The organism is Prevotella dentalis DSM 3688, from assembly GCF_000242335.1.
GTDB classification, from domain to species: domain Bacteria; phylum Bacteroidota; class Bacteroidia; order Bacteroidales; family Bacteroidaceae; genus Prevotella; species Prevotella seregens.
Genome location: NC_019960.1, coordinates 1,772,537 through 1,792,311, shown reverse-complemented (window position 1 = coordinate 1,792,311; position 19,775 = coordinate 1,772,537). Strand labels below are relative to the sequence as shown.

The 19,775-nt window shown below is 60.4% G+C and carries 14 protein-coding genes; 5 read left to right on the top strand and 9 right to left on the bottom strand.

The window, feature by feature from the left end; all coding sequences use genetic code 11:
- Positions 1-3: 3 nt before the first annotated feature.
- Both PREDE_RS07070 and PREDE_RS07065 read left to right on the top strand, forming a co-directional pair.
- Positions 4-2,589 (top strand): outer membrane beta-barrel family protein, encoded by a 2,586-nt coding sequence (locus PREDE_RS07070; RefSeq protein WP_005845416.1) that lies wholly within the window; start codon positions 4-6, stop codon positions 2,587-2,589.
- Between the two features lie 177 nt (positions 2,590-2,766).
- Positions 2,767-3,903 carry an ATP-binding protein gene (locus tag PREDE_RS07065; protein ID WP_005845414.1) on the top strand — a complete coding sequence of 379 codons (1,137 nt, stop codon included), beginning with the start codon at positions 2,767-2,769 and terminating at the stop codon, positions 3,901-3,903.
- Positions 3,904-3,953: 50 nt separating this feature from the next.
- Here PREDE_RS07065 and mutS read toward each other — a convergent pair whose 3' ends face one another.
- The 9 genes from mutS to PREDE_RS07020 form a co-directional block, all read right to left on the bottom strand.
- Positions 3,954-6,620 (bottom strand): DNA mismatch repair protein MutS, encoded by a 2,667-nt coding sequence (mutS, locus tag PREDE_RS07060; protein WP_005845412.1) that lies wholly within the window; start codon positions 6,618-6,620, stop codon positions 3,954-3,956.
- Between the two features lie 21 nt (positions 6,621-6,641).
- On the bottom strand, positions 6,642-7,265 hold the full coding sequence (locus PREDE_RS07055; RefSeq protein WP_005845410.1) for a YhcH/YjgK/YiaL family protein: 624 nt from the start codon (positions 7,263-7,265) through the stop codon (positions 6,642-6,644).
- 10 nt (positions 7,266-7,275) lie between these two features.
- Complete coding sequence (locus PREDE_RS07050) at positions 7,276-8,508, bottom strand: VapE domain-containing protein (RefSeq protein ID WP_005845408.1); 1,233 nt, start codon at positions 8,506-8,508, stop codon at positions 7,276-7,278.
- A 384-nt stretch (positions 8,509-8,892) separates the two neighbouring features.
- Entirely contained in the window at positions 8,893-9,951 is a 1,059-nt protein-coding gene (locus tag PREDE_RS07045) for a M28 family peptidase (RefSeq protein WP_005845404.1), read from the bottom strand.
- A gap of 25 nt (positions 9,952-9,976) precedes the next feature.
- Positions 9,977-11,941 carry a fused gamma-glutamyl-gamma-aminobutyrate hydrolase/peptidase gene (locus PREDE_RS07040; RefSeq protein ID WP_005845402.1) on the bottom strand — a complete coding sequence of 655 codons (1,965 nt, stop codon included), beginning with the start codon at positions 11,939-11,941 and terminating at the stop codon, positions 9,977-9,979.
- Positions 11,938-12,405, bottom strand: a complete 468-nt coding sequence (locus tag PREDE_RS07035) for an Lrp/AsnC family transcriptional regulator (protein WP_005845401.1) — start codon at positions 12,403-12,405, stop codon at positions 11,938-11,940. The genes PREDE_RS07040 and PREDE_RS07035 overlap by 4 nt, the downstream gene beginning before the upstream one ends.
- A 148-nt stretch (positions 12,406-12,553) precedes the next feature.
- On the bottom strand, positions 12,554-13,540 hold the full coding sequence (locus PREDE_RS07030) for an FKBP-type peptidyl-prolyl cis-trans isomerase (RefSeq protein WP_005845397.1): 987 nt from the start codon (positions 13,538-13,540) through the stop codon (positions 12,554-12,556).
- A 10-nt stretch (positions 13,541-13,550) separates the two neighbouring features.
- Positions 13,551-14,426 carry an FKBP-type peptidyl-prolyl cis-trans isomerase N-terminal domain-containing protein gene (locus PREDE_RS07025; RefSeq protein ID WP_005845395.1) on the bottom strand — a complete coding sequence of 292 codons (876 nt, stop codon included), beginning with the start codon at positions 14,424-14,426 and terminating at the stop codon, positions 13,551-13,553.
- A gap of 44 nt (positions 14,427-14,470) precedes the next feature.
- Entirely contained in the window at positions 14,471-15,052 is a 582-nt protein-coding gene (locus PREDE_RS07020; protein WP_005845393.1) for an FKBP-type peptidyl-prolyl cis-trans isomerase, read from the bottom strand.
- Positions 15,053-15,172: 120 nt separating this feature from the next.
- On the opposite strand from PREDE_RS07020, the gene PREDE_RS07015 reads away from it, so the two are divergent.
- From PREDE_RS07015 to PREDE_RS07000, 3 genes are all read left to right on the top strand, one after another.
- On the top strand, positions 15,173-15,874 hold the full coding sequence (locus PREDE_RS07015; protein WP_005845391.1) for an SIR2 family NAD-dependent protein deacylase: 702 nt from the start codon (positions 15,173-15,175) through the stop codon (positions 15,872-15,874).
- A gap of 487 nt (positions 15,875-16,361) precedes the next feature.
- On the top strand, positions 16,362-18,551 hold the full coding sequence (locus PREDE_RS07005; protein WP_005845387.1) for an alpha/beta hydrolase family protein: 2,190 nt from the start codon (positions 16,362-16,364) through the stop codon (positions 18,549-18,551).
- 538 nt (positions 18,552-19,089) lie between these two features.
- Positions 19,090-19,752 (top strand): hypothetical protein, encoded by a 663-nt coding sequence (locus PREDE_RS07000; RefSeq protein ID WP_005845385.1) that lies wholly within the window; start codon positions 19,090-19,092, stop codon positions 19,750-19,752.
- Positions 19,753-19,775: the final 23 nt, after the last annotated feature.

The following is a 19,775-nucleotide window of genomic DNA, read 5'->3' as shown; positions in this document are numbered from 1 at the left end:
GCCATGAAGCCACGCCTCATTCTGCTTGCCTGGACCCTCTGCACGCTGTGCCCCCTGGCGGCCCAACGCATCACGCGCAGCTACCATCGCGTGCCGCTTCCCCAGGTGCTCGCCGACCTCGAACGGGCCAGCCGCCGCTATACCATCAACTTTATCTACGACGAACTGGAGGACTTCACCGTCACCGTACAGCTGCGCGGCCGCACCATTCCCGAGGCCGTGCGCGAGGTGCTCGGCTTCTACCCCATGCGGCTGACCATGGGCGACAGCCTGATTTTCGTGGAATGCACGCAGAAAGAGGGCTTCAAGGCCATGGGGCGAGTCGTTGATACCCAAGGAATACCCGTGGCCTACGCCAACGTGGCCCTGCTCAACCCCTCGGATTCCAGCCTCATGGCCAGCGGTGTGAGCAACGAAGGCGGCGACTTTGTGGTGCCATGCCACTGCCGGCGGGCGTTGCTGCGGGTGTCGTTTGTGGGCTATCGGACGCTGTGGCGCACGGTCGACGTGGGCCCGTTGGGCACGCTTCGCCTCACGCCCGACAGCTACACGCTGCAAAAGGTCAACGTGAAAGGGATGCGACGGGTGGTCAGAAGCGAGGTGGACCGGCTGAAATATCTCGTGGCCAACGACCCCTACGCGCTCGGAATGAACGGCATCGAGGTGATGAGCCGCGTGCCCATGCTCTGCGTGAACGACGAGACGGTCTCTGTTGTGGGCAAGGGAGTCACCCATTTCATGCTCGACGGGCGCGTCCTTGAGATGTCGGACGAGGGCATTCGGGCCAAGCTGCGTAGCCTGAAAGCCGAGGATATTGAGCGCATTGAGGTCATGACCATTCCTCCGGCCAAGTATAAAGCCGAGGCCAACGGCGGCTACGTGAACATCGTGATGCGCCGCGACCAGACGCGTGGATGGAGTGGAAGCCTCACGTCGTGCGTGCAGCGGCAGTACCGCAGCCGCCTGATACCCGAAGCGAATGCCAGCTATGTGTCGCGGAAAATAGAGATGTCGGCCAGCGTGAGCGCCGACATCGGCCATGTGTACAACCACCAGCGCAGCGTGTTCACCTTTGACGACGGCCGCCGGCGCACGTCCGACCGCACGAGTGAAACCTATTGGCCGCTGGCCGACGCCAGTTCCATCGTGAAGTTTCTGCCCACGCAGCGGCTCGAAATAGGGGCCATGGCCAGTGTGCACATCGACCGCACGCGAGGCCGCCAGACCGATCTCACCATTGAGACAGACAGCACACGCAGCACGGCCGACAAGCCGGCGGTGTGGAACCACAGCGTCAGCACTACGCTTTATGCCGACTGGCGGCTCGACAGCCTGGGCAAAACCGCGAGCCTGAACTACAATTTCTTCGGCAGCTGCGACCCTTATCGCAGCGAGAACACCTCCGTTTCGAGCGACGGGCGGGCGGAGGAGCTGCGCTCGTCGAGCCGCGCCCGCTACCGCATTCACGCCCTGAAACTCGACTTTGAGCTACCTTTCAAGGCCCTTCACGTGGAAACCGGGGCCGCCTACACCCACATTTCCAACCGCTCGGGCATCGTGGTGGAGAACCGGACAGCCGGCCAATGGATAACGAATACCAACGAAAGCAACGACTTCGGCTACTCGGAACACAGTGCGGCCAGCTACTTTTCGGCCCGCCGCGACCTTGGCAAACGGCTCCGGGCACAGGCCGGACTGCGCTACGAATACACCTGGACGCACGGCCGTCAGCACACTACCGGGCAGACCAACAGCAACCATTACGGCCGCCTTTTCCCCACGCTTCACCTCAGTTGGCAGCCTCATGAGGGCCACGTTGTCGGCCTGGCCGTGAACTGTGGGATAGGTCGTCCCAACTTCAACGACCTGAATCCGTTTCGCAGCTACACCACCGTGACCAACTATGTAACGGGAAATCCGCAGCTCACGGCGGCCTACACGCGCAACGCCGAGCTCAACTACAACAATGGACGGGGACTTTATCTCGTTCTCTACAACGACCACGGCAGCAACGAGACAGGCTGGAACGTGGCCTTTGGAACCGACGGAACACAGGTGGGCAGCCCCGTCAACGGCGTGCGTCACGACAAGAGCGGACTCTACTCCACCTACAAACGGAACCTGCTGTCCTGGCTCAACGTGCAGGCAGAAGCCGAAGTTTACTACCACAATGCCCACGCTGACGCGCTGTCCAACCTGCAATCCATGCACGGTTGGGGCCGGCGCGTGGGCGGCACGCTGGCCTTGATGCTCAATGCGCAGAAGACGCTCGTGGCCTCCGTAACCTGCCATCACGACTTCTCCGCCTACTGGCAGACGAACCGCACCGGCCCCCTGACCCGTCTTTACTGGGCTCTCGCCTACAGCTGCATGGACAACCGGCTGAAGCTGCGCCTGGCGGGCGGCGACCCGTTCCGCTGGAACGTCACCCACACCACGGCCCGCTACATCGGCTTCACCGCGCAAAACAGCCTGGACGTGCACGCCCGTTACCTCTCCTTGCGCGCCACATGGAGCTTCGGCGGCCGCCACATCAAAAAGGTATATCACGACAACCGCGACACCGAAACCCAGCGGGCGGGCAAGTAGCCCGCCCGATTCCTGATGTCTTCCCCATTATTTCAAATCACAAGAAAACCGTAACCGAATCACAAGAAAGTCATAGTTAAAAAGCAAGAAAACCGTAATCGACTACAAAATTCTTATAATTTATTTGTAGTCGACTACAAAATTCTTATCTTTGCAACAAGCAATCGAGGTACGTTTATGATAGAAAGACAACAGCAACAAAGCATTGAGAAACTGTTGGGAAGCCGCAAAGCCATCATTATTTTAGGAGCGCGGCAGGTGGGCAAATCGACATTGCTCAACCAATTGTTCGATCAACGCGAGGGCGTGATGTGGCTGAATGGAGACGATTGGGACGTGAGGCAACTGCTTGCAGATATGACTTCGACCCGTATCAAAGCTCTGATTGGGGCCAACCACTGGGTGGTGATTGACGAAGCACAGCGCATTCCCGACATCGGCTTGCGGCTGAAGCTCATCACCGACCAAGTACCCGGCGTGCAAGTGGTGGCTACAGGCAGCTCGTCGTTCCAGTTGGCATCGCAGGTTAACGAGCCGCTCACCGGGAGAAAGCGCGAATTTCACATCTTTCCACTCACTTATCAAGAGATGACGGCCCACACCAATCTGCTCGAAGAGCACCGCATGATTCCACATCGGATGGTCTACGGCTACTATCCGGAGGTGGTAACCTCGCCCGGCGAGGAGCAGACGGTGCTGCGTGAACTGTCCAACAGTTACCTCTACAAGGACATTCTCTCGCTGGACAGCATCAGCAAACCCAACAAGCTGACCATGCTTCTGCAGGCACTGGCACGCCAAATAGGCGAACAAGTCTCGTACAACGAGGTGGGGCAACTTATCGGACTGAGCCCCAAAACCGTAGAGCGATATATAGATGTACTGGAGAAGAGCTTCATTATCTTCCGCTTAGGCAGCTTCTCGCGTAACCTAAGGAACGAGCTCAAGGCCAGCCGCAAGATCTATTTCTGGGACCTTGGCATTCGCAATGCGGTCATAGCCAACTTCCAGCAAGTGGAAAATCGACTGGACACAGGGGCTCTTTGGGAGAACTTCGTCATAGCCGAGCGCATGAAAATGCTCAATACACAGGAACGATTCTGCAACTCTTGGTTCTGGCGCACCCAGCAACAGCAGGAGATTGACCTTGTGGAGGAGGAAAATGGAGCCCTTCGCGCCTTTGAGTTCAAGTGGAATCCCAAAAAGGGCAAGGCCAATATCCCTGCCTCTTTTGCCAAAGCTTATCCACACGCTACCTACACCATCGTCACCCCAGACAATGTGGACGACTTCCTACTACCCATCACAACATAAACCTACACCAGCCGGAACCACAGCCGAAACCCGCCACGCGGGCAAGTCATTCAGCTCCTCCCCGTCACGATCTTCTTGATGTCGTTGAGCTTGTTCAGGGCTTCGACGGGCGTAAGGTTGTTAATATCGAGGCCCAGAATCTCGTCGCGCACCTGCGAGAGCACGGGATCGTCGAGCTGAAAAATGCTGAGCTGCATGCCGTCGCGGCTGTCGGCCAGCCGCTCCACCGACGGTTTGCCCACGCTGCCCACCTCTGCATTGTCGGCCTCGAGCTGCTTGAGGATGGTCTTCGAGCGCGAAACGATGGAGCGGGGCATGCCTGCAATCTCGGCCACATGGATGCCAAACGAGTGCTCCGAACCGCCCGGCTGCAGCGTGCGCAGGAAGATAACGCGGCCGTCCACCTCCCTCACCGACACGTTGTAGTTCTTGATTCGGGCGAAATGCTTCTCCATTTCGTTGAGCTCATGGTAGTGGGTGGCAAAGAGCGTGCGGGCCCGCGACCGGGGTTGCTCGTGCAGATACTCCACGATGGCCCAGGCGATGGAGATGCCGTCGTAGGTGGAAGTGCCGCGCCCCAGCTCGTCGAAGAGCACCAGCGAGCGCGGCGACACGTTGTTGAGAATGTCGGCAGCCTCGGTCATTTCGACCATAAACGTGGACTCTCCCAGCGAAAGGTTGTCGCTGGCACCCACTCGAGTGAAGATCTTGTCCACCACACCGACTTGCGCGCGCTCGGCAGGCACGAAGCATCCAATCTGTGCCAGCAGCACGATGAGGGCCGTCTGGCGCAGCAGGGCCGACTTACCGGCCATGTTGGGGCCGGTAATCATCATGATTTGCTGCTTCTCGCTGTCGAGCCTCACATCGTTGGGCACATAGCGTTCGCCCAGCGGCATCTGCGTCTCGATGACGGCATGGCGGCCCTGACGAATGTCGATGGCGTCGCCATCATCGACGATGGGGCGCACGTAGCCATTGTCTTCCGCCACCTTGGCAAAGGAGAGCAGGCAGTCGATGTGGGCCAGCACGTTGGCATTGATCTGTATCTGCGGGATAAATTCCTGCATGTCGTTGATGAGTTCGGTGAAGAGGCGCGTCTCGAGCATCAGTATCTTCTCCTCGGCTCCCAGTATCTTCTCCTCGTATTCTTTCAGTTCGGGCGTGATGTATCGCTCGGCCTGGGCCAGCGTCTGCTTGCGTATCCAGGTGTCGGGCACGCGGTTGCGGAACGTGTTGCGCACCTCAAGGTAGTAGCCGAACACGTTGTTGAAGCCCACCTTGAGCGACGAAATGCCCGTCTGCTCGGTCTCGCGCTGCTGGATTTGCAGCAGATAGTCCTTGCCGCCGCGCGAGATGGCGCGCAGCTCGTCGAGCTCGGGGCTGTAGCCCTCGGCGATGACGCCACCCTTGCTGGCCAGCTGCGGCGGGTCGGGCTGCAGCTCGCGGCCGATGCGCTCGCGCAGACTCTCGCACAGGCTGAGCTGTTCGCCCAGCCGTTTCAGGCTGTCGTTGCCGGCGCTCTGGCAGTCCGACTTGACGGGCTGCACGGCCATGAGCGCATTGCGCAACTGCATCACCTCGCGCGGCGACACGCGGCCCACGGCCACTTTGGAGATGATTCGCTCCAGGTCGCCCACGCGATGGAGCTGCTCATCGACCGCCATGCGGAAGTCGGGCTGGCGGAAAAAGTAGTCGACCACGTCCTGACGGTCGGCGATGGAACGCGTCTCCTTGAGCGGAAACACCAGCCAGCGGCGCAACAGACGGCCGCCCATGGGCGTGACCGTGCGGTCTATCACGTCGAGCAGCGAGAGGCCGTCGTCCTGCATGGGCTGGAGCAACTCCAGCGAGCGGACGGTGAACCGGTCGAGGCGCACGTACTTGTCTTCCTCGATGCGCTGCAGGGCGGTGATGTGTTTGATGCTGGTATGCTGCGTGAGCTCCAGGTACTGCATGATGGCCCCGGCCGCCACGACACCCGCGCGCAGGTGTTCCACGCCGAAGCCCTTGAGCGATTTCGTGCCGAAATGCTTGAGCAACTTCTGCCGTGCAGCCTGTTCGGTGAACACCCAGTCGTCGAGCTCGAACACACAGTGCTTGGTGCCGAAGAAGCGTTCAAAGTCTTGCTTGCGCGCGCGCTCATAGAGCACCTCCTTGGGCGAGAAGCTGCCCAGCAGCTTTTCCACGTAGTCATACGTGCCCTGGCCGGTGAGGAACTCGCCCGTCGAGATGTCGAGCAGGGCGATGCCACAGGCTGCCTTGTCGAAGTGGACGGCGGCGAGGAAGTTGTTTTCCTTGTAGTTCAGCACGTTGTCGCTCAGGGCCACGCCGGGCGTCACCAGTTCGGTGATGCCCCGCTTCACCATCTTGTCCATCTCAGAGAGGCCCCGCTTGCCCTTGATGGCCTCGCGTTTCTTCTTGGGATCTTCCAGCTGGTCGCAGATGGCCACGCGCTTGCCGGCGCGGATGAGCTTGGGCAGATAGGTGTCGAGGGCGTGGTGCGGGAATCCGGCCATGGCCGTCTCGCCGGTGTTTCCGCCGTTGTTGCGCTTGGTGAGGGTGATGCCCAGCACGCGTGCGGCCTCTACGGCGTCGCTGCCGTAGGTCTCGTAGAAGTCGCCGCAACGGAAGAGCAGCATGGCGTCGGGGTGCTTGGCCTTCATCGAGAAGAACTGCTTCATCATCGGTGTGAGGGCCTTTTCGTTGTTTGCCATAAGGAATTGGGCTTGGGTTGCTTATTTGTAGTCGACCTTGATGACCACCACCCGGATGTGCTGGTCGGGCAGGTCGGTCTTCACTTTGGCGATGTGCCAGTCGCCGGGAAAGAAGATAAAGAACTCGTCGGGGCGGCTGTCGTAAAAGCGGGCCCTCGCCACGTCGTAGTCGTAATGGATAACATCGGGGCGGTAGACCGTGTTGGGCGTGCTGGTGTAGTGGTCGATGAGCCCGAAGCGCTCGGTGCCCCGCACCACGTACTGGAAGTCGATGTGGTGGTAGTGGCTCTCGGAACGCTGCCGGGCGAGGTCCCGGTTCTCGTCGTCCTCCACGCTGGCCACGAGCGTGGTGCCGGGGATGGGCGTGCGGCCCTTGGGCAGGGCCAGCAGGTCGGTCTGCTGCACCCACTCGAACAGGGCGCGCCACTGCGCGGGATTCTTCCGATATTGCAGGTAGAAGTCCACGGCATTCACCGTGGCGTGGGGCGAGGCCTTGGTGAATCCATTGCGCCATGCGCCGCTCTTCACCCACTCGGCGGCCTCGCTGCGCAGCGTCTTGTCGGCATAATACTGCGTGTAATAGCCCTGCGCATGCAGGGCGAGGGAGCACAATGCGCCCACGATGAGCGTCATGATCTTTTTCATTCCTGTTGTTTTATTTCTTTACAAGATTGCCCAACCCCGCCAGCAACGCACGCGCCAAGGGGTTGTTGTCGAAGTTTTCGGCCTCGTCTTCCGGCGCCGTTTCCTCGGCCGGCTCCATCTTGCGCGGGTCGCGCTCCACCACCTTGTAGGCCGAACGGCCGTGGATGCGGGTGCGCACGAAGCCCGCATCCTGCAAGGCGAAGCCCACATCCTGGTTGACATGCTCGCCCGGCGTCCAGTAAGGGTACTCCTTCATCAGCCTGTCGATGATGGCATCAACGTAGGTTGCTTTCACCTTCTTGCCGCGCGGGGCGGCCGAATAGAGCATGGAGACCATCTTCACCAGGTTGTCGGCCTCCTGGAAAGGCGAGTTCTGCACGGCCATTCCCTCGCGGTCTTCGTCGGTGAGGGCAAAGTCGGCGCCGCTGTCTATCTCGGCCTTGAGCTGCGCATAGAGCTGTGCGTAGGGCACGGGCGTCTGCAGGTCGATGCGCCGCTCCACCTCGACACACACCAGATGGGCCGCGCCGGCGGCGTCGGTCATGGGGTGCAGGTTGCCCGTGGTGGCGATGAAGGCCGCATAGCTGGCGCGCCGTTCGCGCGTGGCGCCGTAGGGCAGGCGCAGCACCGGCGTGCTGCGCGCAAAGAGATAACGGGCCACGGGCTGCTGGTCGGTGTTGTCCTGATAGAACTCGTCCAGGCAAAGCAGCAGGTGAGTGGTGACCAGATGGTGCACCTCGGCCGTGGCGCGCACGTGTATCTGGTCGGTGTAGTAGGGCCGCAGCTCGGGGGGCAGGATGAGGTTGCAGAACGAGGTCTTGCCGTAACCGTACTGTCCCACGATGACGGGCACGATGACATCGCGCTGCGGCACCTCGTAGCCCATCCAGCGTGCCACCATCTGCAGCATCCACTTGTGGAAGCGGCGGCACCAGTCGGGGTTGGAGGTGATGATGCGTTGGGCAAAGGGCGTCACATGGTCGGTGCCGTCCCACTCGTCCAGTTCCCCCAGCCAGGCCTCGGCAGGATTCCATTGCTCGATGAGCGTGGACTCCAGATAGCGGGTGAGCAGCGCGTCGGTGAGCCCCACGCCGTCGCGTCCGGCCTCGAGCACGAGCGTGTTGGCCGCCTCCTTGGACAGCGGCCTGAAGTCGTCGCTGCCCTTGGGAGCGTAGAGCGTTTCGCCGGTGAGCACGTTGCGGCGCAGCTGGCAATGGGATTCGAGATAGGTCAATGCGTCCATGAGCAGATGCTTGTTTTTGCCTACAAAGATAGCAAAAAGATGGCAAAAACGGGTCGGCCGCACCCCGTAAAAATGCCCGTATCGGTGCCTCGGCCGCACCGAACAGCCGCCGCCGGCCCGCCGTGGCCCTGCGATTGCGCCGCAAAGGCCGTGCGATTACGGGAAAATGGCCGCGCGATTACGGCGCAAACGCAGTGCGATTACGCCGTTTTCGCAAAGCGAATACAGCGTAGAAACCGCGCGATTACACAGGCTCTTGACGCAGACAACATGGTCTTTCGCCAAAAGCCACCGCGCAAAATTTTGAATTTTGAATTCTGAATTTTGAATTAATACGGCGCGGCATTTTGAATTTTGAATTCTGAATTTTGAATTACAACCGTCTTATTGCTCCGTGAACAACACCTGCACCATCGTCTGTCCCACGGCCTTGAGGGTGTTTTTGTCGATGTGTTGCAGGTCGTCGGCCAGTGTATGCCACGTGGGTCCGAACGAACTCTGCCGACAGTCAGGGTAATACGGAATGACGTCGATGCAGGGAATGCGGGCCGTCTGGTTCAGGGGCACGTGGTCGTCGGTAATCATACCGCCGTCGGCCTTGGGGAAATAAGAGCCGTAGCCGGCCTGGCGGGCGGCGCGCCAAACCTTTTTGACAATCTCGGGAGCATACTGCATGGACATGCCCTCCCGGTAGAACCGTGCGCCCTGACCGCCCACCATGTCGAGCAGGATGCCGTAGCGGGGGGCGTAGCCTTGGGGCAAGTGGGCTGCGAAATACTGGGCGCCGAGGGCCCAGGAGCCTGCGTCGTCGGGCAGAGAGCTCCATTGCGGCGTGCCCCAGTCCTCGGCATCAAGGCACACGAAGTCCACGCCGAGCTCCAGTTTCTGCCCGCCCTTGCCCGTGGCGGCTGCCGATTGCAGCAGCCGCGCCAGCTCCAGCATGACGGCTACGCCGCTGGCCGCGTCGTTGGCGGCGAGGATGGGCTTGCGCCAGTTCAGCGAGTCGGGGTCGTTGTCGGCCCAGGGACGCGAGTCCCAGTGGGCGCAGAGCATGACGCGTGTGGTGGCCGCGGGGTTGTGGCTGGCCATGATGTTGGTGCTGTTCAGCAGGGTGCCGTCGTAGCCCTTGAGCTGGGCCCGCTGGGTGGTGACGGTGCAGCCATACTGCCGGAACCGGGCCACGAGCCAGTCGAGACACTGCTCATGGCCGCGCGAATTCATGTCGCGCGGACCAAAATCGCACTGCGCCCGGACAAAGGCATAGGCCGAATCGGCATTGAACTCCGGGCCCACGGGGGCCAGTTTCTCGGCCTCCTCGGTCTCTTCTGCTTCGTTGCTGCCGGCCCCGGCGGCCTCGCGCCAGCCCTTGTAGACCCCGCTGGCATAGAGGCCGACGATGGCTGCGGCGGCCACGGCTATGGTTATCTTCATGGATTTCTTCATTGAGACTTGCTTGTTGTGGTGTGTTCTATCGTTTGGACGACTGCACAAGCGACATGACGCGCAGCCAGTTGCCTCCCCATATCTTCTGGATGTCGCGCTCGCTGTACTTGCGTCGCAGCAGGTGGAGCGTGAAGTTGACGAGCTCGGAAGCGTCGGCACAGCCCCGCACGGTGCCGTCACCGTCGAAGTCGGTGCCGATGCCCACGTGGTCTATACCCATGATACTGATGGCGTGCTCCAGGTGGTCGATGGCGTCCATCAGCGTGGCCTCGCCCTGACGGCGCAGGAATCCGTGGTAGAGCGTCACGTGGGCCACGCCGCCCTTGCGGGCCAGGGCACGCAGCTGGTCGTCGGTAAGGTTGCGCGGCACGTCGCACAGGGCACGGCAATTGCTGTGCGAACACACGATGGGCGTGCGGCTGATGTCGAGCGCATCGTAGAACGACTTCTCGGCACCATGGCTCAAATCGACCATGATGCCCTCGTCGTTCATGCACCGAATGACTTTTTCGCCGAACGTTGACACGCCGCCGTGCATGCCGCTGCCGCGTGCACTGTCGCAGATGTCGTTGTCGCCGTTGTGGCAGAGCGTGATGTAGACCACGCCGCGCCGGGCAAAGTGGCGCACGTTGGCCAGGTCGTGGTTCAGGGCCAGGCCGTTCTCGATGCCGAACATGATGCTCTTACGCCCCTTGCGCTTGTCCTCATAGAGGTCGGCCGGCGTGCGGGCGATGCTGATGTAGAGACTGTTTCGGTCGACAATCTGCTCGAGCTTGTTGAAGATAAGGTCGGCGTAGGCCGTGGGCGAGAGCTGTGGCGGCAGGTCTTTCAGGTCGGGATTGTGGCGGATGATGCCGCCCACGTCCACCTTTTGCGAGAACTGCTCGCCGAGTTTGGGCTGCGGCAGGTAGGCCACCATGATGACGGCGTCCTGCCGGCCCTCGGTCATCTTGTGCAGATCGTAGAGTATTCGCGGGTCGCGATGGTCGAATTGCACGCCCTGCGGAAAGAACATCGGCGTGTCGCAATGGGTGTCGAGCGTGAGGATGCGCTGGTGCAACTCCTTGGCCACATGGAAATTGTGGGCGCGGCTGACGAGCCATCGGAAGAGTTTCTGCCCCTCCTCGCCCAGCCATTCGGGATGCCACTGCACGCCCATAATGGGCTTGAACTCGGCACTCTCCATGGCCTCGGCCACGCCGTCGGGGGCCACAGCCGTGATGCGGAAGCGGCGGCCGGGGTCGGAAACGGCCTGGTGGTGGAAGGAATTGACGGTCAACCTACAGGCCTCAATGGCAACTCCTTCCTGGCTTTCCCCAATGGGGGAGGGGGAATGAGCGCCCATTCTGCTCTGCTCTGCTCCAGCGAGGGAGGAGGAATGAACGCCGTAGATCTCGGAAAGACAGGAACCGGGGGCGATGGCGATAGTGTGGGTGGGCTCGCTGCGGTCGGCATCCTGCGCGTGTTTGATGCGTGGATGCAGATGCTCCGCCGGCCGGCCGGCCTCCTTCCCCGTTGGAGAGGGGATAGGGGAGAGGCCGCGAGGGGCTTCGTCGCTGATGTCCTGCGCCACCTTTCCCCCCAACGCCACGGCCAGAGTCTGCATGCCACGGCAGATGCCGAGCATGGGAATCTGGCGGTTGAAGGCCAGACGCGTGAGCATCAGCTCGGGCAAATCGCGCTCGGCATTGATGCCATGAAGCAGGGGCGAGGGCTCGTCGCCCGCCCAGAGCGGGTTGTAGTCGCCGCCGCCGGTGAGCAACAGGCCGTCCAAATGGTCGAGCGTGTTGACCAAAACCTGCTTGTCGGCCACGGGAGGAATAAGGATTGGGATGCCGCCGGCCGCCACCACCTGCTTGTAATAACGGTCGCGCAGGGTGGCATCGCCGTCGGAATAATTGGTTGTGATGCCAATCATCGGGCGACGATTGGCTTCGGGGAACGTCGCATAGACGGCTGTCAGATGCGACTCAAGGTCGAAATGGTTCATGATTCTTCAAAGCTCACAGGTATCTCGCGCTTGATACTCTGCTCCAAAGAGATAAGCGTCTCGGTGGAAACAACGCCTGGAATGGTCTGCAACTTGTTGTTGAGCAGGTCCATCAACTGCTCATTGTCGCGTGCATAAGCCTTGAGAAGCATGGTGTAGGGACCGGTGGTGAAGTGGCATTCCACAATCTCCGGAATGCTGTCCATGCGTTTCACCACCTCTTTATACATGGAGCCACGCTCCAGATTAAGGCCTACGTAGGTGCAGGTGCTGTAGCCGAGGCTCTTCGGATTCACGTCGAAACCGCTGCCGGTAATGACTCCCGACTCCATGAGCCGCTGCACGCGCTGGTGGATGGCCGCCCTCGAGACACCGCATTCGGCCGCTACATCCTTGAAGGGAATACGGGCATTGCAGGAGAGAATGGAGAGTATCTTCTTGTCGAGATTGTCTATCTTTTCCATTTTAAACGTTTTATCATTTCGTCTGCTAAGTGTTAGCAAAAGTAGATAAACTAAATGAGATAGACAACAAAATGCACGGATATTTTCTCATATCCGTGCATTTTGCTCATGGTTCGCCCCTTGCAGGGGCATCGAAAGTCGTTGGCAGTTACTTGCGGCGGCCCTTGCCCTTGGCCGTCTTGGCTGCGGCGGCCTTGGTCGGAACGGCTTCCGCCTTGTCGGCTGCGGCCTCGGGAGCCTCGATGCCCACGAGCTCGACGGTGAAGATGAGCGTGGAATAAGGCTTGATTTGGCCGGCAGCGCGGTCGCCGTAGCCCAGCTCCTGTGGGATATAAATCTCCCATTTGCTGCCCACGGGCATGTTGGTGAGGGCCTCTGTCCAGCCCTTGATGACGCGGTTGCACTCAAACTTGTCGGTCTTCTGCCCGTTGTGGCGCGACGTGGCGTCGAAAACGGTGCCGTCGATCATCTTGCCTTCGTAGACCACTTCGACCGTTTGCTCGGCCGTGGGCTTGGCTCCCGTACCGGCGGTGAGCACCTTATACTGCAGCCCCGAGGGCAGAGTCACCACGCCGCTCTTGGTTGCGTTGTCCTTGAGCCAGGCCTCGTTCTCGGCCTTGTAGGCGGCGTTCTTGGCCTCGGTTATGGCTTTGATGTGGGTCTCGTACAGGCTGCGGGCCTGCTCCATGCCGACAATGGCGGTGTCGCCCTGCACTCCGGCGAGGAATCCCTCGTGGAAAAGGGCGCTCGTCAGCGAGTCGGGCGTGCCGGCAAGTTCCTTGCCCATGCCGGGGAAAATCTGCGAGGCGGCCTGCCTGGCAATGTTGGTGCCGGCCATATAGGCCGTATAAGCAGGATCGGACGACTTGGCCACGGCCTCGCGGTAACCCCGCACAAAGTCGGCCATATAGGCCGTGTCCACACCCAGCTGACGCTGCAAATAAGTCTCAAGACCCTGTGTGGCGGCATAGCCGGCGGCGTAACTCATGCTGTCGGACGTCGTGGTGAGGGCGACTGCAAGCGAAGGTTGCGCTGCGGCAGCCTTCTTGTCCTTGTCTTTTTTCTTGCCGGCCTGTGCCGTGCTGAGCAGTGCACCAGCCAGAAGGATGGTGCCAAACAGAAATAACTTCTTCATAGCCAAGCGATTATTTGCCTACCTTGATGAGTTCAATCTTGAAGATAAGCGTGGAGAACGGCTTGATTTGGCCGGCCTGACGCTCCTTGTAAGCCAGGTTCTGAGGGATGTAAACTTCCCATACGGAGCCCTCGGGCATGTGGGTCAACGCCTCGGTCCAACCGGGAATAAACTGCTTGGGCTGGATGGTTACCGGGCCCTGGCCGTTGGTGTAGGAGCTCTCGAACACCTTTCCGTCGATGGTACGGCCCTCGTAATTCACCTTAACGGTGGTAGTATCGGTGGGAATGGCACCCTTGCCTTCCTTGATAACCTTGTACTGCAAGCCCGAAGGCAGGGTCACAACACCAGGCTTTTTCTTGTTCTCGGCCAGGAATTTCTCACCCGCTACCTTGTTGGGACCGAACTCTTTGAGCATGGTTTGGCTCTTGATGGACTCCATTTTGGACTGGGCAATCTGGTTGGCAGCCTCCGTGGTGAAGAGTGCTTTCTTGCCCGTTGCACCAGTGATGAAGCCGGCCAGGAGGTTCTTCAGCGAGATGGTCTTCGTGGAATCGGAGCCAAACACCTCGTGATTGATGCCCTTAACCATCTGTGTAGAGAGCTGCTGGCCCACCTGAAGGCCCATGATGTAGGCCTGTTTCTTCTTGTCGTCACCGGCATTAACACCCTCGTTGATACCCTTGACGAACTCGTCCATATAGGTAGTGTCGATCACTTGGCCCTGCTCAATGGCCTGGCGCACGTACTGAGACTGGAGCACGCCAATGGCATAACTCATGGAGTCCAGGTCGGTTTTCAAATCGGCTTTGGGGGTGGAGTTGCCGCAAGCACTGAACGCAGCAGCGGCGATAGCCATGACGGCTAATGCTTTCAAACTTTTCATTGGTTTATTTAAAATTGTTCTTTTATGGTCTTTCTGCAGTTGATTTACTTGACTTTGACGAGTTCCACGTCGAAGATGAGCGTGGCAAATGGCGGGATAGACTGGCCTGCGCCGCGCTCTCCATAGCCCAGCGTGTAGGGGATGAAGAAGCGATACTTGGCACCTTCCTGCATGAGCTGCAAGCCTTCTGTCCATCCTGCAATGACCTGATTGAGGCCGAACGTGGCCGTTTCGCCGCGGCGGTAGCTGCTGTCGAACACCTGACCGTCGATGAGCGTGCCCTCATAATGGCACTCCACCTGGTCGGTGGCGGCGGGCTTCCTGCCGTTACCCTCGCGCAACACCTGGTATTGCAGTCCCGAGGGCAGGGTCACCACACCCTCTTTCCCGGCATTCTCGGCCAAGAACTTCTCGCCGTCGGCCTTGGCCGACTTGGCTTTCTCCTCGGATTTCTGATCGAAAAACGCCTGCACGGCGGCCTGTGCGTCTCCCTCGGAAAGGGCAGCCTTGCCGGCAAAAACGTCCCGCAGCGCCTGCCCGAAGTCGTCAATGTTCAATTCCGTCGCGTTCATCTGCTGGAGCTGGTGCCCTATGCTCATGCCCAACGCGTAACTAACTTTGTCCATTTCGTCGTTTATAGATTAATGATTAATGTGCAAAGTTACTATTTTTAATCGGTCGCCACACCATTATTGGGGAAAAATTGTTATTTTTGTGCAATAATAACAGTTCATCACGAAAAGCCTATGAAGAAGAAAATTGTGTTTCTCACAGGGGCCGGCATGTCGGTAGAGAGCGGCTTCAAGACGTTCCGCGGCAACGACGGACTGTGGGAAAACTACCCCGTGGAGCAGATAGCCTCGCACGAGGGCTGGGAGGCCAACCCCACTTTGGTGACTGAATTCTACAACAAGATGCGGCGAAAGCTGTGGGACGCCGAGCCCAACGAGGGCCATCGGCTCATTGCCGGCATGGAAAAAGACTACGAAGTGTCCGTGCTTACGCAGAATGTGGACAACCTGCACGAGCGTGCCGGCTCGACAAACGTGATTCACCTGCACGGCGAGCTCACCAAGGTGTGCTCGTCGGCCGACCCTTACGATGCGCGCTACATCCGCTCGTTGAGCCAGGCCGACAGCGACGTGGCACCCGGATCCACGGCCGGCGACGGCTCGTTGCTGCGGCCGTTCATCGTGTTTTTCGGCGAAAGCGTGCCCATGCTGGAGCCTGCGGCACGCGAGGCGACCGGGGCCGACGCGTTCGTTATCATCGGCACCTCACTCAATGTGTACCCCGCAGCCGGGCTGGTGCAGTACACACGGCGCGACTGTCCGGTGTATCTCATCGACCCCAATCCCGTATCGGCGGGCATCGGCCGGCAGGTCACCCACATCCGTAAGGGTGCTTCCGAGGGCATGGCCGAGCTGTTGCGGCTGCTCAGCCAGTGAGCCGCCACGGCAGCTCCACCCAGCCCCGCGGGCAGGGCCATGCGGCCGTCGCGACAGCTTACACCTCTTATTATATAGCGGCCTCACGGCCATACGCCGACATTTACACCGCCAACACAGGGTGCAGCCACTCGAAAGCTGCACCTTTTTCTTGGCGTTTCGCCCCGAAACCAACCGGCAAACCGCCTCCATCCCCCATCGTTCGCCCCCGTTGCAGCCCTCTTTCTCCCACACTCCACCCCCTCCCGGCCATTTCACCACCGCTTTCACCCACTTTTTTGCGCTTTGAGAGCCGCCAGCCGCAGCCGGAAGCCCCACTGTCGCCACGCGGAAGCCGCCGAAACGACATGCGGCCATCACGGTACGAATACTTTACACTTTTTTGTCGCACTTTGCCTGAAACTGCCGTGTAAAGCATATATTTTCCAAGCGTTTACGCCGTTTTTGCCGGAAAATACATATCTTTGCACCACATCAGTCCACAGCAATGAAAAAGACATTTATACTCTCTCTGACCCTGCTTGCGGCGGCAAACGCCGCGGGCCAGAAGCGCGCCTTCACCATCGAAGACGTTTATCGTGTGAAATATGCCTCGTCGCCAACCGTTTCGGCCACGGGAATGCTGGCCTACGGAGTGAGCCGTCAAGACCTGGCGGCCCAGAAATCGTACTCCGACATCCTGCTCAACGTGCCCACCGCCTCCGGTCTGCGGGGCATCGCCCACGGAGAGACCCGTGCCGTGACGACCGACGGAAAGAGCTTTTCGCCCTTTTGGTCGCAGGATGGCAAAAGCCTCTACTTTTTGTCGTATGCCGACGGAACAACGCAGGTGTACCGCCACACCAACGGCCAAAACGAGAAAATCACCGACTATGCACTGGGTATACAGAGCCCCGTGCTCTCGCCCGACGGCAACCTCATCGCCTTTGCGGCCGAGGTGTTTCCCGAGATAGGCGGGGCCGACGGCAAGGCCAACAAGGAGGCAATGGACCGCAAAGCCCGCAACCCCATCCAGGCACACGTAGCCGACGAACTGCTCTACCGCCACTGGACCAGCTACAGCGACGGCCGCTACTGGCACATCATCGTCTACAACATCAAGGAGAAAACCTACACCGACGTGACGCCCGGCCGCTTCCACAGCCCCGTGTTCTCGCCCGGAGGGCCCACGGGATTTGCCTTCTCGCCCGACTCGCGGGAGCTGTGCTACCTGAGCAACCACGACCTGCACCCCGAGGCTTCGACCAACTGCGACCTCTGGACGGTGCCCGTCGGCGGGGGCGAGGCCAAGAACATCACGGCCGAGAACCCCGCCTGGGACGGCAGTCCGCAGTACAGTCCCGACGGCCGATACATCGCCTACCGCTTCCAGCGCACGCCGGGCTACGAGAGCGACCGCTTCATTCTCGGCCTCTACGACCGGCAGACCGGCCGGAAAACCGTGCTCACCGAGCAGTTCGACAACTGGGTGGACGACTACAAGTGGGCCGCCGACTCGCGCAGCATCTACTTCCTGGGCCAGGAAAAAGGCTACGCGCCCCTCTACCGGCTCACGCTCAAGCCCGCCAAAACCGCATCGGCTCCCGGCACGACCGTCTCGAAGACGAACAAAACCACCCTGCAGCCCGACCGCATCACCAAACTGATAGGCCGCCGAGCCATCGGCAGTTTCGACGTAGACCGACAGGGCTACGTGTACTACACCTGGTCGTCGACCGGCCGCCCCGCCGAGCTCTACGTGTCGCGCCCTGACGGCAAAGCCGCATGGGCCGACGCGCCACGCGCCCGGCAGAGCCTGTCCGAGCTGCCCGTCACCCACCTGAACGACAGTCTCGTGGCGACCGTAGACTTCCGTCCCTCCGAGGCCATGTGGGTCACGGGGGCCGACGGCGACTCGGTGGAGTTCTTTGTGGTGAAGCCCCACGGCTTCGATCCCGCCCGCAGGTACCCCCTCGTCATCAATGTGCACGGCGGTCCGCAGATGCAATGGATGGACTCCTACCGTCCCGACTGGCAGGTCTACCCCGGCGCGGGCTATGTCGTAGCCTATCCCAACCCCCACGGCTCCACGGGCTACGGCCAGCAGTTCTGCCGCGCCATCAGCGGTTCGTGGGGTGGCCGGCCCTACGAGGACGTGATGCGCGTCACCGACGCCTTGGCCCAGCTCTCCTATGTAGACTCCACCCGCATGGGCGCCATGGGCTGGTCGTATGGCGGCTACTTCATGAACTGGCTGCAGGGACAGACCCGCCGCTTCAAGTGTCTGGCCTCGATGATGGGCCTCTTCGACCTGCGCTCCATGTGGGGCGGCACCGAAGAACTGTGGTTCCCCAACTTCGAGCTGGAGGGACAGCCGTGGAACTCGCCGCTTTACCAGAAGTGGAGCCCCTCGGAATACGTGCGCAACTTCGCTACCCCCACGCTCATCATCACCGGCGAGCGCGACTACCGCGTGCCCTACATGCAGTCGGTGCAGTACTTCAACACCCTGCAGACGCTCGGCATCCCCTCCCGCCTCATCATCTTCGACAACGACGGGCACTGGCCCAGCGGCCTGAAATCGATGCCGCTCTACTACAATGCCCATCTGGAATGGTTCCACCAATACCTCGGCGGGGCCCCGGCGCCCTGGGACAGCCGCAAGATGGCCATGCAGGCACCCTATGCCAAGCCATAGTCCGCATACTGCGCGGCGCACCATTCCTTGTTGATGCGAGAGGTTCCGGCCGGCACGGCACGGGGCGGCACGCCGCAAACTACACACCGGCATGACGCGAACGTTGCACCGTCAAGCCACATCCTTTATGCCGTCAAGCCGCAACCTTTGCACCGTCAGGCCGTAACGGCAAAACCTCCACGGCGTAATCGCCCCGTGATTACGCCGTAAAGGCCCGGCGATAAAGCCGTAATCATCACGCGATTACGCCATTATCGCGATACGATTACACAGGGCATTGGCGGCCGGGAACATGTTTTCTCCCTATTTAGAACACGTGTTTTGCCGTAGGGGCCGGGCTCCGCGCCGGCCCGCATGCCCGTCGGGGCATTCCCGCCGCCGCCTGCAACACCCCCACTCCCCCGTCCGCACAGCTCCCGCCAGATGGTGGGGGCCTTTTTACAAAGGAGCGATAAAAAGTCGACGAAAGTGCGGCCCGTCTCAGAATTTTGCCGTAACTTTGTGGAAAGCAAGCAAAACAGACGGAAGAAGAAACGGTATGGCGAAGCATTCCCTATGGCATGATGAATACTGGCTGCTGCTCATGCAACTCTATCTACGGCGGCCACAAGGCGTGAAGCCCCTCTACAGCCGCGCCCTCGTAGGCCTCGCCCTGGAGCTTCACATCGCTCCCGACTATCTCTACAGGCAGATGTTCAGGCTCCGGCAAATCGACACGCCGCGCCTGCAAAATCTTTGGGACAAGTACGCCCACAGTCCGCGGAAGCTGGCACGCGGCACGGCACTGCTCCGACAGATGATTGGATTCGGCAACTCCGAGGAGTTCTATGCCGGCGTGGAGGTGAACGAGTCGTGGGAGAAAGACTTCAAACCCGTGGCCACCACCGATACCGACGCAGAGCCAATCACGCCCGTTCAGCTCATCATGATACTCGATCTCTACTTCCGTCTCACGCCCGTCACCATGGCGGCAGAGACTCCCGAGGTGGCCGAACTGGCCCGTCTGCTGCGCCTCACACCCGAAAAGGTGGCCGAGGTAATGGCTGTCTTCAGGTTCTGCGACCCGTTGCTGTCGCGCGAAGACATCATCATCCACCCCCTGCTCACCCCTTGCATGCAAGTCTGGAAACGGTTCGGCAACGAGCGTCCCGAGAAGCTCGCCGCCCTGGCCGCCCAGCTTCAAGCCTATTTCAAAGCCTGACGCCCGCGCCAGGGCCCACCCAT

Bases quoted from the DNA above. Each gene is read 5' to 3' on its own strand.
- PREDE_RS07070 (WP_005845416.1), top strand. From the start codon at position 4: ATGAAGCCACGCCTCATTCTGCTTGCCTGGACCCTCTGCACGCTGTGC.
- mutS (WP_005845412.1), bottom strand. From the start codon at position 6,620: ATGGCAAACAACGAAAAGGCCCTCACACCGATGATGAAGCAGTTCTTC.
- PREDE_RS07020 (WP_005845393.1), bottom strand. From the start codon at position 15,052: ATGGACAAAGTTAGTTACGCGTTGGGCATGAGCATAGGGCACCAGCTC.
- PREDE_RS07065 (WP_005845414.1), top strand. From the start codon at position 2,767: ATGATAGAAAGACAACAGCAACAAAGCATTGAGAAACTGTTGGGAAGC.
- PREDE_RS07030 (WP_005845397.1), bottom strand. From the start codon at position 13,540: ATGAAGAAGTTATTTCTGTTTGGCACCATCCTTCTGGCTGGTGCACTG.
- PREDE_RS07035 (WP_005845401.1), bottom strand. From the start codon at position 12,405: ATGGAAAAGATAGACAATCTCGACAAGAAGATACTCTCCATTCTCTCC.
- PREDE_RS07050 (WP_005845408.1), bottom strand. From the start codon at position 8,508: ATGGACGCATTGACCTATCTCGAATCCCATTGCCAGCTGCGCCGCAAC.
- PREDE_RS07005 (WP_005845387.1), top strand. From the start codon at position 16,362: ATGAAAAAGACATTTATACTCTCTCTGACCCTGCTTGCGGCGGCAAAC.
- PREDE_RS07000 (WP_005845385.1), top strand. From the start codon at position 19,090: ATGGCGAAGCATTCCCTATGGCATGATGAATACTGGCTGCTGCTCATG.
- PREDE_RS07015 (WP_005845391.1), top strand. From the start codon at position 15,173: ATGAAGAAGAAAATTGTGTTTCTCACAGGGGCCGGCATGTCGGTAGAG.
- PREDE_RS07045 (WP_005845404.1), bottom strand. From the start codon at position 9,951: ATGAAGAAATCCATGAAGATAACCATAGCCGTGGCCGCCGCAGCCATC.
- PREDE_RS07055 (WP_005845410.1), bottom strand. From the start codon at position 7,265: ATGAAAAAGATCATGACGCTCATCGTGGGCGCATTGTGCTCCCTCGCC.
- PREDE_RS07040 (WP_005845402.1), bottom strand. From the start codon at position 11,941: ATGAACCATTTCGACCTTGAGTCGCATCTGACAGCCGTCTATGCGACG.
- PREDE_RS07025 (WP_005845395.1), bottom strand. From the start codon at position 14,426: ATGAAAAGTTTGAAAGCATTAGCCGTCATGGCTATCGCCGCTGCTGCG.